Genomic DNA, 12,640 nt, shown 5'->3' with positions numbered 1-12,640 from the left:
GCAAAGGACTGCCAGGGGGCGTTCTCAATTAGTTTCCCTACCGCGCCGGGTCTGCTGTTGTGCAGGGCAAGGCGCGAGAAGCGCAGTTTGGTCATTCCAAATCAGCTTCGAGCAACACAGCCCTGCACAACAGCAGGCCCGGCCCTTCGGGTTGTGCCTTAAAGCTGGCCATGCTGCGTTGCAGGCCTTGGAAAGGGAACAACCATTCCCAGCGGCCTACGCCTTGCCTGGCCAGCTTTAAGGCGACAACGCGGTGGGGAAACTAATTGAGAACGCCCCCCTAATGCAGTCGTTGATCCTGTGGGCTTTCCGAACGCAGCGATGCCAAAAACTCGCGATACAGGCGCGCCGAACCGTATGGCGCTTCCACCATGGGCATGTGCCCGATGGCGTCCCAGATATGCACGCGCAGGTCGGCGATGCCCTTGCTCCAGACCGCCACGCTGCTGACATCGATCAGCCGGTCCTTGCGTCCCCACAGCAACAGCGCCGGGGCGGTGATGTCGGGCAAATGCGGTTCCATCGGTGGGCTGGCGCGAAATTCGCGGAAGATTTCTTCCAGCTCATCGCGGGACTGTTCATAGCGTTGGGCGACGGCATCGAGTACGAGTTTCGGTACCCAGGGTGGCGAAGCCATGGTCATGGCGTAGAAGCGCTGGAATTCTTCGCGCGAGTGAATCAGAAACGGGTTGTGGCCCTTGGCCAAATGTCTCTCGAGGTCACTGGGCTCGGGCGCGGTGACACCCGCCGGGTCGATCAGCGCCACGGACACAATGCGCTCCGGGTAAGTGGCCGCGAGCCACGCCGCCATGTAGCCGCCCATGGAGTTGCCGATGACATGGACTTTTTCCACTCCGCACACGTCCAGCAGCTGGATCATGCGCTTGGCCTGCAGCGGGATGTCGTAGCCGCCGCCCGCCTTGAAGCCGGTTTCGCCATGGCCGGCGATGTCCGGGATGATCACCCGATGGCTGCCGACAAAGTGCCGGGCGAAACGCAGCCAGAGGTTCTTGTCGGCGCTGAAGCCATGGAGCATCAGCACATTGCTGGTGGCCTCGTACGGCCCGCCTTGCCAGGTCGAGACGGTCATCTCGGGGATGGGCACGACGATCTTGTGCAGCCGGTACAGCTTGGCCTCGGCCGCCATGCTCAAGTCATAGAGCCAGTAGCCGATGGCCGGGTAGGTCAGCCAGCTCCAGGCGACGAACACTGCGAGAACGACGAACAACAAAAGCATCACGCGTCTCCCTTGTATCTGCTCAGGACAAAATGTGATCGGCGGGTTTCAGCGCTCGGGTCAAACGATGAAAACTGAAGCTGAATCCCGGAAACATGGCAATCACATGACCGCTCTTGCTTTGATACCAACTGTGGCAACCACCGGATTTCCACACGGTGAGTTCCATTTCCCGGTGGATCATTTCAGTGTAGGTACGTTCCGCCTCATGGCGAACTTCGATGCTGCGTAAACCTTGAGTCTTCAAGGTGCGAATGCAATCGAGGATGTAATTCATCTGGGATTCGATGATGAATAGCGCCGAGGTGTGGCCGATGCCGGTGTTCGGCCCGGTGACGATGAACAGGTTGGGGAAGTCGGGCAGGGCGGTGCCGAGGTAGGCCCGCGGGTATTGCGCCCAGACCTCCTTGAGACGGGTGCCGTTTTTGCCCGTTACCGGGTGGGAGATCACCCCGTCGGTGGCGTCGTAGCCTGTGGACCAGACGATCAGGTCCAGGTCAATGTGCTGGCCATCGAGGGTCACGATGCCGGTTTCGTCGATGGCCGCGATACCTTGCTCGCGGCTGTGCAGGGTCACATTGTGGCGGGCCAGTGCCGGGTACAGCGTGCTGGACAGAATCACCCGTTTGCAGCCAATGGTGTAGTCCGGCGTCAGTTTGCGCCGCAGTTCGGCGTCCGGCACCTGGTGTTTGAGAAAATGCAGGGCCTGGCGCTGGACCCTGTGCACGGCCGGTTTCGAGTACTTGAAGCCAATCACCCGGGTTTCGAATTGCCAGTAGATCACCCAGCGCAATAGCTTGTAGGCGGGTTTGAGGCCCAGCAGCCAGCGTTGGAAGCGGCCGAAGCTGCGGTCAGCTCGGGGCAATACCCAGTGGGGCGTGCGCTGGAACACATGCAAGTGCCCGACGTCCGGGGCAATGGCCGGAATGACCTGGGCCGCACTGGCGCCGCTGCCGACGATGGCCACGCGTTTTTGCCGATAGTCGTAGCTGTGATCCCAGTTGTTGGTGTGAAACGTCTTGCCCTGAAAGCGTTCCTGTCCGTCGAAGTGCGGCACCACCGGCTGACTCAACGGCCCGGTCGCGTTGATCAGGAACTGCGCGCAAAACGTGCCTTTGCCGGCGGTGTATACCGTCCAGCGCTTATTGGCGTCGTCCCATTCGACGCGCTCGACATTCGCGCCCAGTTCCACTTTGTCCTGCAGGCCGAAGTGTTCCACCACGTGGCGGGTGTAGCGGTGCAATTCGGCCTGTTCGGCGAACATTTGCGTCCAGCGATACGGGGCGAAAGACAAGGAGTACAGCGGCGAGGGCACGTCGACTGCCGCGCCGGGGTAGGTGTTCTGGCACCAGGTGCCGCCGAAGAAATCCCGCCGCTCCAGCAGGCGGAAATTGTCGATTCCGGCCTTGAGCAAATTAATTGCGGCACACTGGCCGCCAAACCCGCTGCCGATGATCAATACTTGAAAGGTCTGCATGGGCCTCCTCTTATGGTCATTGATCAACCCTTCTTTCATGTATAGCCGTTTCTGGAGACGAGGCTTTTGCTTTTATGCGAGCGTGATGTCGCGATATTCAGCCTGTCAGTCGGTGATGGCTATTTGATTTCACCCTGATAGACTCCAGCACACAGGCACAGGCTGTTATCGCATTCCGTCGAGTGGCACAGAGGCCCTATGGCAAAAACGGGAGGAAACGGATTTTCATTGGCCAGGAGGCTCTATACATCGCGAATCCTGGGGGTGGCCCTTGGGTTGGTATGCGTGAGCGCGGCGATGTATCCACTCGATCCGGCGCCTTGGGTCTGGGGGTTCATGTGGTTCAATGGCCTGGTCTGGCCACACCTGGCCTACCAATGGGCGCGTCGGGCCAGAAAGCCTTATCACGCCGAACACCGCAATCTGCTGATCGATGCCTTTCTCGGCGGCTTCTGGATTGCCGCCATGCATTTCAATCCACTGCCCAGCGCGACCACCATTTCCATGATGGCCATGCACAACGTGGCCATCGGTGGCATGCGCTTCCTGCTCGCCGGGACGGCCGCGCAAGTATTGGGCGTGGGCGTTGGCCTGCTGATTTTCGCCCCGGCGTTCATTCCTGCCACCAGCCCGTTGCAGCTCTATGCCTGTTTGCCGTTGCTGTGCCTGTATCCACTGGCGCTGGGCTGGATCTGCTTCCGCCAGGCCCATACCCTCGGCCGTCAGAAGCGTGAACTGCTGGCACTGAGCCGCACCGACAGCCTGACGGGCCTGCTGAACCATGGCACTTGGAAGGACCAACTGGAGGTCGAGTTCCAGCGTTGCAAACGCCAGCAAAAAGGCGGGGCGATCGCGCTGATCGACATCGACCATTTCAAGACCATCAACGATACCTACGGCCATGTTGCCGGCGACATCGTCCTGCGTCGGTTGAGTAAAATGCTCAGGCAGAGCCTGCGAGCGGCCGATATGGCAGGGCGCTACGGCGGTGACGAGTTTTGCGTGATCCTTCCGGACCTGCCCCTGAACCGCGCCGCCGCCGTCATGGATGCCCTGCGCGATCGCTTCGCCACCTTGGGGTACGAGCAGAACCCGGCGCTGAAAGTCAGCCTGAGCATTGGAATGGCGTCATTCAACCCGGCCCATGCCGACGCGATGCTTTGGCTCAACGACGCCGATCATGCGTTATACGAAGCCAAGACCACCGGGCGCAATCTTGTGATCTGCTGCGGGAATGGGAAACCCCATCGCGAACTGCTCGACTCGGTGTGACTGTCCACCGCTAAACTGCGGACGCTCTCGCGATGGCGGCGTGTCTGTTTAAACCGTCATTCCTTCACGCTCATGAACTCCTCCGCGTAGCGGATGTATTCCTCCGGTTGCGTGTAGGTGTGCGTCAGTTCGGTCGCGTTCAGGTCCGAGGTCTGGGTGAGGATCTGGCGTTGCTCGCGCAGGCTGTCGTAGGTCGCCTTGATCGCGGCGAAGTACGCGCCATGGCCGTCGATGGTCACGCGCACACCCAGTTCGGCCAGGCGCTTGTCATCGCGTAGCAGCGGGTTGCCGTAGGTCACCAGCATCAGTGGCACGTTCAGGTGTTCGGCGATCTGCTCCAGATGGTCGAAGTCCTTTACGCCCACCATGCAGATCCCGTCGGCCCCGGCACGCTGGTATTGCCGGGTGCGGCTGATGATTTCCTGCACCGGCAGAATCCCGGCATGGGTGCGGGCGATGATCGCCATTTCCGTATCGCAGCGGGCTTCCAGTGCCGCGCGGATCTTGCCGACGCCTTCGGCGACCGTGATCAGGTCGGTGGATTTGCGGCCAAACTGCGCCGGCAGCAAGGTGTCTTCGATGGTCAGCGCAGCGACGCCGGCCCGTTCGAGTTCGACGATGGTGCGCATGACGTTGAGCGCGTTGCCGTAGCCGTGGTCGGCGTCGGCAATCACCGGCAACTGGGCGACACGACCGATGCGGGTGGCCTGTTCAGCGAACTCGCTCAGGGTGATCAAGGCAAAGTCAGGGGCGCCCAGCACTTGCAACGAGGCGACCGAACCACCGAGGATCCCGACTTCGAAGCCCAGGTCGGCGGCGATACGGGCCGACATCGGGTCGAAAACCGAGGCCGTGTGGTAGCAGGTGTTGGAGGCGAACAGTTGGCGAAAACTGCGGCGCAAATCTTGATGGGAAAGCCTGGACATATGAGTTCCACCAATGGAATGGAGGGGCTTGAGCAAAAGTGTCAACGCCAAAGAAATAAAAGGCTATCACGCGCGCCGCAGAACGAAGATGACGAATTTGCTGGGTAAGGCCGATTGACGTCGCAACGATGGAACTGATAAGTCACGCCGCCTCGGCCTGTTGCCGTTGGTCAAGCAGCGGCACCGCGCGCACCGAGTCGCCGGGTTGCAGTTGCAAGCGCTTGGCGGTCAGGCGATCAACCACCAGGCTGGTGCCCACCTGTCGGGCCGGGGCGCAGGTAATGCGACAGTTTTCCAGACGGCGGTTGTGAATCAGCCAGAGGGGCGCTTTATCGTCCGGCGAGTCGATGGCCAGTATCAGCGGTTGGCTGTCGCGCACGGTGCGGATCCCGGAAACCGGGGCTTCGATGACCGGTCCGCCGTCGAAGATATCGATGTAGCCTTTGTGGGCAAACCCTTCGCCGCTGAGGATTTTCAGGGCCGGCTCGGTATTCGGGTGGGCCTTGCCGATCACCGCCTGGGCCTGTTCGGTGAGCAGGCAGGTGTACAGCGGCTGGCGCGGCATCAGTTCGGCGATGAACGATTTGTTGCCCAGCCCTGACAAGTGATCGGCGTAGCTGAAGTCCATCTTGAAAAAGTGCCGGCCGAGGCTGTCCCAGAACGGCGAGCCACCTCGTTCGTCGGCGCTGCCGCGTAATTCGGCGATGAGCCGGTTGCCGAACAGCTGCGTAAACTCGGCCACAAACAACAAACGCCCGAGCGAAAGCAAACGGCCGTTGCTGCCCTGGCGCTGATCGGGGCGCAGGTACAACGAGCTGACTTCCGATTGCCCGGTCAATTCATTGCTCAGGAACAGGGTCGGGATCTGGCGCTGGATACCCAGGTCCGCTGAAGCGCTGACCGTCAGTCCGACCCGGTAGTTGTACCAGGGCTCGCGCAGACCGACGGCACCCGTCAGGGCGCTGACGCCCACCACTTGCTGCTCGTCATCCTCGAGCACGAACAGGTAATCGGCATCTGCCCGATCGACCTGCCCGGCGAAGGTGCGTTGGGCCCAGCGAATCCGGTGGGCCAGGCGTTCTTCGTCGGCCGGCAGGCTGGTAGGCCCAGGAACTGCCTGACGCACCAGCTTGAACAGGGCGGGCAGGTCGGTGATCTGCACCGGACGGACAATCATGCGGCGGCTCCTTGTTCGCGTGTGCTCGGGCGTTGAATCTGGCGGGTATTCACAGGGCGATCAGCCTGATCGGGCTGCCCTCGGTCACCTTCAGCGCCTCGCACATGGCGGCATCCAGCGTCACAGGTTGTCCGGCGATGTAATCAAGATCGGCGACGATGGCCCGATAATCCGTCAAGGACTCGTTGCTCACCAGAAAGCTGCCACGGGCATCGATCACCAGGCCAGGCTGCGTTACGCCGCACTGGCTGTGGGCGATGGAACGAATGCCTGAGGTGCGCGCATAGAGCGTCGGGCCTCCATCGAACAGATCGATGTAACTGTTGGTTTCGAAGCCTTCACGTTCGAGGACATCGAAGGCTTCCTGTCCATCGGGGTGGATGCTGCCGATGCAGTCCTGTGCCGCCTGGGGCAGCATGGGCACGTAAATCGGATACTGCGGCATCAGTTCGGCGAGAAAGGTGCGGCTCTGCAGGCCGCAAAGCCGTTCGGCCTCGACGTAGGGCAAGTCGAAGAAATGCTTGCCCACGGCGTCCCAAAAAGGCGAGTGGCCTTCATCACTGCTGTAGCCGACGATTTCGGTGATCACCGTTTCGGAAAAACGCCGGGCGTGGGCGGCGATAAACAACAGGCGCGCCCGCGACAGCAGTTCGGAGTGCGCGCTGCGTACCCGCGCGGCATCGATATGGAAGCCCCGCAGCAAGGTGTGGCCACTGAGGTCGTGACACAACGACAAGGCCGGTACACCGTGCTCGATGTTCAGTTCCCGCGAGGCACTGGTGAAGTGCCGGTTGCGCAAGCTGTAGAACGGCTCGTTGAACCCCGCCGTGGCGAGGATTTCCGAGCAGCCGACCAGATGCTGTGTCGTCAGGTCTTCGAGTACAAAGAAATAGTTTTCCGGGCCATGACCCTCGACGTCCTTTTCGAACGAGGCACAGGAATCGAGGATTTTTCCGCGTAACCGTTCGCTATCGTCGGGCAGGGACGTGACGCCCACGAGGCTTTCACGAGCCAGCCTCTGCAACTGGGGCAGGTCGGCCAACTCGACTGGACGCAAGACCAGCATGGAGACACTCCTGTATCAAACGATTCGGCGATTTGAGCCGAACCTGACTATCACTGTCGGTTTTCCCCCACATTAAATCGGTGGTCGTCTGAACGTTGTCAGGCGCCACTCTTTTTCTTGTCAGATGTTTCTTGGGATGGACCGCATTAAACAAGGAACGGGCAATTCGGCCGGATGCGATGCCTGGCCAGGCGCATTGATGGGGAGTTTGAGAAAGGGCATCCGGGCTCCTGCTGGATGAGCGTGGTACATGTTTTAACAGTCCGTTGAAAGGAGTATTTAATTATCGTGTACTGCCTGTCTAGTGAATTTTTGCGTGGTTTGACCGTGTCCGAAAAGGGGCGAAGTGCCTGTACCAAGGGGCTACGCCGATGTCGTAAAGTCTTGTAGGTGATTGCCTGTATTGCGGTCAGCCATGACAGAAAATCTGGCAGGAAATGACTGAAGGAATCTGTTTCAAGCAGGAAAATTAAACACCACCCGGGCCTGCTTTGTTGCGGCACAATTGCGCAATGGCGGTCACCTGACGCCGTCGTTCCTTTCCATCTTTAGAGTGATTGCTGGTGCAGGCAACCCGTTTAACCCTGATTTGCCACGCTCGAACCGTCGCACAGAAATTGGCGCGTTTTCCTCTGGACGAACCTCTGGAGATGGATTGGCAAACGCTCAGGCTTTCCCGTTGCAATCAGTTCAAGGGCGCTCCACGCCTTGTCTGTGGCCCGGAGTTGCGCACCCGGCAAACCGCTGAACTGTTCGGCAGTGCACCGGAGATTACCGACGCACTGAGGGACTGCGACTTCGGGCGCTGGGGCGGTGTGCGCATCGGTGAGCTGCAAAAAAATGCAGCCCAGGCGCTCCAGTATTGGTTGGTGGACCCGGCTTCGGCACCCCACGGTGGTGAGTCGCTGGTGCAACTGGAGGAGCGGGTGGGCGCGTGGTTGACAACCTTGCAGTCGACACCGGGGCACATCGTGGCCATTACCCATCCCTTCGTCATCCGTGCCGCACTGACGCAGGTATTGCAGGGGGCATCGTCCAGCCTGATCGACGTCGAACCCCTGTCGGCTGTCGAGTTGCGGTTCCATGGCCGCTGGCGGCTACGCTTGCCGGGCACCGACCCCGAGGACCTGCTTAGATGAAAAAACTCCTGGTCATCGGGATCGGTGCCGGCAATCCCGACTACATCACAATGCAAGCGGTGAAGGCGTTGAATCAGGTCGATGTTTTTTTTCTCATGGACAAGGGCCAGGGCAAAGACAAACTCATCGAATTGCGGCGCGAAATCTGCGAACGCTACATCACTGACCACGATTACCGTTTTGTCGAAGCCCACAGCCCGGAGCGTGAGCGCGAGCGCGGTGAGGTGGACTACAAGACCAGTGTCGACGACTTGAACCTGGCCAAACAACAGACCTTCGAACGCCTGATCAATGAAGAAGTGTCCGACGGCCAGTGTGGTGGTTTTCTGGTGTGGGGCGACCCGGCGCTTTACGACAGCACCATCCGTATCCTTCAGGCGATCCAGGCCTCGGGCGCCTGCGCGTTCGAGTTCGAGGTGATCCCTGGCATTACCAGCGTTCAGGCGTTGGCGGCCCGGCACAAGGTGGCGCTCAACCAGATTGGCCGCTCCGTTGAAATCACCACCGGCCGGCGTCTGGCGGCAGGCCAGGTGAGCGATGCCGACAGCCTGGTGGTGATGCTCGATGCCCAGGATGCTTACCAGCAGGTGGTGGATCAGGACACCGAGATTTACTGGGGGGCCTATCTGGGGACGCCGGATGAAATCCTGATCAGCGGCAAGCTCAAGGATGTGGCGGATGAAATCGAACGGGTGCGCAAGGCTGCAAGGCTGGCCAATGGCTGGATCATGGATACCTATTTATTGCGCAAACCTTGAGAGTTGAGGTGACCGGGCTGACGCCATCGTCGGATCGCCGCCCGGAGCAGGCTCGCTCCCACAGTGAACCTCCGGTGTTCACTCCATCCGTGTGGGAGCGAGCCTGCTCGCGAAGGGGCCTTGAAGGCCTACCGAAGGTTCAGCATTGCCCCCCACGCCCAAACCGCTCCCGATACACCGAAGGCGGCACGCCAACCACCGTTCGAAAGGCCACCCGAAAGCTTTCCACCGAGCGATAACCACAACGTTCGGCTATCTGCTCGGTGTTCTGCTCGCTGCTTTCCAGCAGTTCGCGGGCGCGGCCCAGACGTTCGTGCTGCAACCAGGTTTTCGGTGACTGGCCACTGGCTTCGGTAAAGCGGCGCAGGAAGGTGCGTTCGCTCATGGCGGCTTCGCTGGCCAGGTCGCGTACCTCCATCGGCTCGTGCAGACGCTCACGTGCCCACTGCATGACGCGGGAAAGATCGCTGCGCGGTGTAGGACTGACCGGTGTCGGAATGAATTGCGCCTGGCCACCGCTGCGTTGCGGCGACATGACCAGGCGCCGGGCCACGGAGTTGGCCACCTGGGTGCCGAAATCCCGTGCCACCAGGTGCAGGCAGGCATCGATGCCCGCCGCGCTGCCGGCGGATGTGATCAATTGGCCGGAATCGACATACAGCACGTCCGGGTCCACCAGGATGCCGGGAAACCGTTCGGCCAGTTCCGAGGTGTAGCGCCAGTGCGTGGTCGCGCCGTGGCCGTCGAGCAACCCGGTGGCGGCGAGGACGAAAACACCGGAGCAGATCGACAGCAACCGCGCCCCCCGCGCATGGGCCTGGCGCAGGGCGGCGATCAGCTCAGCGGGTACCGCGGCGCTGCGGTCGCGCCAGCCGGGAATGATGATGGTGCGGGCATCGGCGAGCAATTCCATGCCGCCATCGGCCAGGACCTGGATGCCGCCCATGGCACGCATCGGACCTTGATCGACCGCGACGATGCGGTGCTCGTACCACGGAAAATCGAACTCAGGTCGTGGCAGGCCGAAGATCTCCACGGCAATACCGAACTCGAAGGTGCAGAGGCCGTCGTAGGCCAGAATCGCGACCGTTCCTGGGGTGGGGTGCATTTGGCGGAAAGTTCCCGGTGAGTGTCTTGTGCGCCACTGTAGTCGCAAGTGGCTGGCGGATAAAGTCTTCCTACACCCACCGCCTCTTTGGAGTACAGCCCATGACCAGCCTGGTTCGCGAAATTCCCGCCGCCCCATCGGCCATCGCCCTGATGCATTTCAGCAACCGTCTGACCTTCGAAACCGATTGTTCCGACGTCCACGGCAGCCAGCGGGCTGGCGAAGTCGATTTCGTTCTGGTGGATGTTCGTGGCCCGCTGGCGTTTGAGCGCGGGCATGTACCGGGAGCGATCAACATTCCCGGGCGCTTGCTGACTACCGAAGGTTTGGCGGGTTATCCGAAAAGCAGCCTGTTCGTGGTGTATTGCGCCGGGCCTCACTGCAACGGCGCGAACAAGGCGGCGGTGAAACTGGCGGCCCTGGGGTATCCGGTCAAGGAGATGATCGGCGGCGTGACCGGGTGGCTGGATGAAGGGTTTGAGTTGAGTGTCGGGGTGCAGCGGCCGGTGAATGCTGTGATTGGTTGTGAATGCTGATACCCAAACACCATTGATCATTGTGGTGAGGGGGCTTGCCTGTGGCGAGGGAGCTTGCTCCCGCTCGGCTGCGAAGCAGACGCAGTTTTTGGGGCCGCTTCGCGACCCGGCGGGAGCAAGCTCCCTCGCCACAAGAGTGGTGTTACACACGGATCAGTGTTCGTTAGCGGCCGCCCACCACTCATCCAGTGTTGCCTGCAACCACGCCAACACATCGGCATAGGCCGCATCGTCCTGTGGCCCCCGAGGCAACGGCGACTCATCGCCAAAATGCGCGTTGAGCATGGCCACCGACTCGGCATTCCACTCCGGATGAAACTGCAACCCCAGCCGCGCCGGCCCGGCGCGGTACATCTGCTGCTTGCACTGCTCGCTGCTGGCTAGCAATTGCGCGTTGGGCGGCAGGTCGATGGCGTCTTCGTGCCACTCCAGCACCTTCAACGTTTGCCCATCGATAAAGGTCACGGTGGTCCATCCGGTTTCGCTCCGGTCCATCCGCCGTACATTCCCGCCCAGGCTCAACGCCAGCAACTGTGCCCCCAGGCATATGGCGAACACAGCCGCGTCCTGATCGAGACTGCCTCTGAGCCATTGCCGTTCGGCTTCCAGCCAGGCCGGACCGGCATTGGATTCGTAAGGCCCGCCCAACAGGATCACGGGATTGGTGCTGACGGGCGGCAATTGGCCGAGGTCGGCGCGAAACACCTTCAGCGTCAGCCCTCGGGATTCGGCCCAGATGGCGATGGCGCCCGGACCTTCGGCGGGGTGGTGCTGGATCAGGTTCAACGTGGGCATCACGCTACTCTCGATGGGACGCAAGGGCGCTCAATGTGCCGTAAAACACCCGGTATCGCCAGTCGTCCCATTCTGTCGGATGGAGCCGGAAAACCTGTAGGTCTGGTCTGAAAACGCGGTATGTCTGACAGACTTTGCACCGTCAAGGCGCGTTCACCTCGATGCCTCCCTCCGGGTGCCACTTTTCTATAAATATTTGTCGCCTTGGCGTAATTTGCCCTCCTGTAGCCGCTCTAGACTGCCGGCCACTTCGGTTCCCGCTCACGAAGCGATGACCGAACGCTGCCAATCGAAGCTGCCAATAAAAGCCTCCGCACACAGGAGTTATAAATGAAGAAGCTAGTGATGTTCGGTGCCCTGGCACTGTCGATGTTGTCCCTGACCGCCGTGGCCGAAGACGCCAAGCCGATCCGCATCGGTATCGAAGCTGGCTACCCGCCATTCTCGATGAAAACCCCTGACGGCAAACTCACCGGTTTCGACGTGGACATCGGCGACGCGCTGTGTGAGCAGATGAAAGTCAAATGCACCTGGGTCGAGCAAGAGTTCGACGGCCTGATCCCTGCGCTGAAGGTCAAGAAAATCGATGCCATCCTGTCGTCCATGACCATCACTGACGACCGCAAGAAGAACGTCGATTTCACCATCAAGTACTACCACACCCCGGCGCGCTTCGTGATGAAGGAAGGCAGCGACGTCAAGGATCCGCTGACCGAACTCAAGGGCAAGAAAGTCGGTGTCCTGCGCGCCAGTACCCACGACCGCTTCGCCACTGAAGTGCTGCAACCGGCAGGGATTGTCCTGGTGCGCTACGGCTCCCAGCAGGAAGCCAACCTGGACATGGTGTCCGGCCGCATTGATGCGCTGCTGGCCGACTCGGTCAACCTGGACGACGGTTTCCTGAAAACCGACGCCGGTAAAGGTTTTGCCTTCGTCGGCCCTGAGTACAACGATCCGAAATACTTCGGTGGCGGCGCCGGCATTGCCGTGCGTAAGGGCGATACCGCCCTGGCCGAGAAATTCAACACAGCGATCACCGAAATCCGCGCCAACGGCAAGTACAAGCAAGTGCAAGACAAGTACTTCAAGTTTGACGTTTACGGCGAGTAATCCAGCCGTTTGGAAAAGTGGCAACCGTCAGACGCGGTT

At 60.7% G+C, this 12,640-nt stretch carries 12 protein-coding genes; 5 read left to right on the top strand and 7 right to left on the bottom strand.

The window, feature by feature from the left end; translation table 11 throughout:
* Positions 1–280: 280 nt before the first annotated feature.
* Complete coding sequence (locus AC3ITY_RS20920) at positions 281–1,237, bottom strand: alpha/beta fold hydrolase (protein WP_489304668.1); 957 nt, start codon at positions 1,235–1,237, stop codon at positions 281–283.
* A 22-nt stretch (positions 1,238–1,259) separates the two neighbouring features.
* Positions 1,260–2,714: a flavin-containing monooxygenase gene (locus AC3ITY_RS20915; protein ID WP_489304667.1), complete on the bottom strand. Its 1,455-nt coding sequence runs from the start codon at positions 2,712–2,714 to the stop codon at positions 1,260–1,262.
* A gap of 198 nt (positions 2,715–2,912) precedes the next feature.
* Here AC3ITY_RS20915 and AC3ITY_RS20910 point away from each other — a divergent pair, with 198 nt between their 5' ends.
* The gene (locus AC3ITY_RS20910) at positions 2,913–3,986 is read left to right on the top strand and encodes a diguanylate cyclase (protein ID WP_489304665.1); all 1,074 of its coding nucleotides are present in this window, start codon (positions 2,913–2,915) and stop codon (positions 3,984–3,986) included.
* Between the two features lie 56 nt (positions 3,987–4,042).
* Here AC3ITY_RS20910 and AC3ITY_RS20905 read toward each other — a convergent pair whose 3' ends face one another.
* The 3 genes from AC3ITY_RS20905 to AC3ITY_RS20895 form a co-directional block, all read right to left on the bottom strand.
* Entirely contained in the window at positions 4,043–4,912 is an 870-nt protein-coding gene (locus AC3ITY_RS20905) for an isocitrate lyase/PEP mutase family protein (protein WP_489304664.1), read from the bottom strand.
* Between the two features lie 142 nt (positions 4,913–5,054).
* Positions 5,055–6,089, bottom strand: coding sequence for an arginine N-succinyltransferase (gene astA, locus AC3ITY_RS20900; protein ID WP_223459851.1), 1,035 nt, complete (start codon positions 6,087–6,089; stop codon positions 5,055–5,057).
* Positions 6,090–6,138: 49 nt separating this feature from the next.
* Entirely contained in the window at positions 6,139–7,155 is a 1,017-nt protein-coding gene (locus tag AC3ITY_RS20895) for an arginine N-succinyltransferase (RefSeq protein WP_223459849.1), read from the bottom strand.
* A gap of 563 nt (positions 7,156–7,718) precedes the next feature.
* Here AC3ITY_RS20895 and AC3ITY_RS20890 point away from each other — a divergent pair.
* Positions 7,719–8,294 carry a histidine phosphatase family protein gene (locus tag AC3ITY_RS20890; protein WP_223459848.1) on the top strand — a complete coding sequence of 192 codons (576 nt, stop codon included), beginning with the start codon at positions 7,719–7,721 and terminating at the stop codon, positions 8,292–8,294.
* Complete coding sequence (gene cobF / locus AC3ITY_RS20885; protein WP_223459846.1) at positions 8,291–9,052, top strand: precorrin-6A synthase (deacetylating); 762 nt, start codon at positions 8,291–8,293, stop codon at positions 9,050–9,052. Before AC3ITY_RS20890 ends, cobF begins: the two co-directional genes overlap by 4 nt.
* Positions 9,053–9,191: 139 nt before the next feature.
* Here the strand turns inward: cobF and ftrA are convergent, their stop codons facing one another.
* Positions 9,192–10,160 carry a transcriptional regulator FtrA gene (ftrA, locus tag AC3ITY_RS20880; RefSeq protein WP_489304662.1) on the bottom strand — a complete coding sequence of 323 codons (969 nt, stop codon included), beginning with the start codon at positions 10,158–10,160 and terminating at the stop codon, positions 9,192–9,194.
* Positions 10,161–10,261: 101 nt separating this feature from the next.
* On the opposite strand from ftrA, the gene AC3ITY_RS20875 reads away from it, so the two are divergent.
* Positions 10,262–10,696 (top strand): rhodanese-like domain-containing protein, encoded by a 435-nt coding sequence (locus AC3ITY_RS20875; RefSeq protein WP_489304660.1) that lies wholly within the window; start codon positions 10,262–10,264, stop codon positions 10,694–10,696.
* 153 nt (positions 10,697–10,849) lie between these two features.
* Here AC3ITY_RS20875 and AC3ITY_RS20870 read toward each other — a convergent pair whose 3' ends face one another.
* Positions 10,850–11,491, bottom strand: coding sequence for a type 1 glutamine amidotransferase (locus tag AC3ITY_RS20870; RefSeq protein ID WP_489304658.1), 642 nt, complete (start codon positions 11,489–11,491; stop codon positions 10,850–10,852).
* A 330-nt stretch (positions 11,492–11,821) separates the two neighbouring features.
* Between AC3ITY_RS20870 and AC3ITY_RS20865 the strand changes: the two genes are divergently transcribed.
* Positions 11,822–12,601, top strand: a complete 780-nt coding sequence (locus AC3ITY_RS20865; RefSeq protein ID WP_150752940.1) for an ABC transporter substrate-binding protein — start codon at positions 11,822–11,824, stop codon at positions 12,599–12,601.
* Positions 12,602–12,640: the final 39 nt, after the last annotated feature.

Source organism: Pseudomonas sp. GL_091 (assembly GCF_057837725.1).
This window is presented reverse-complemented; position numbering and strand designations above follow the sequence as displayed.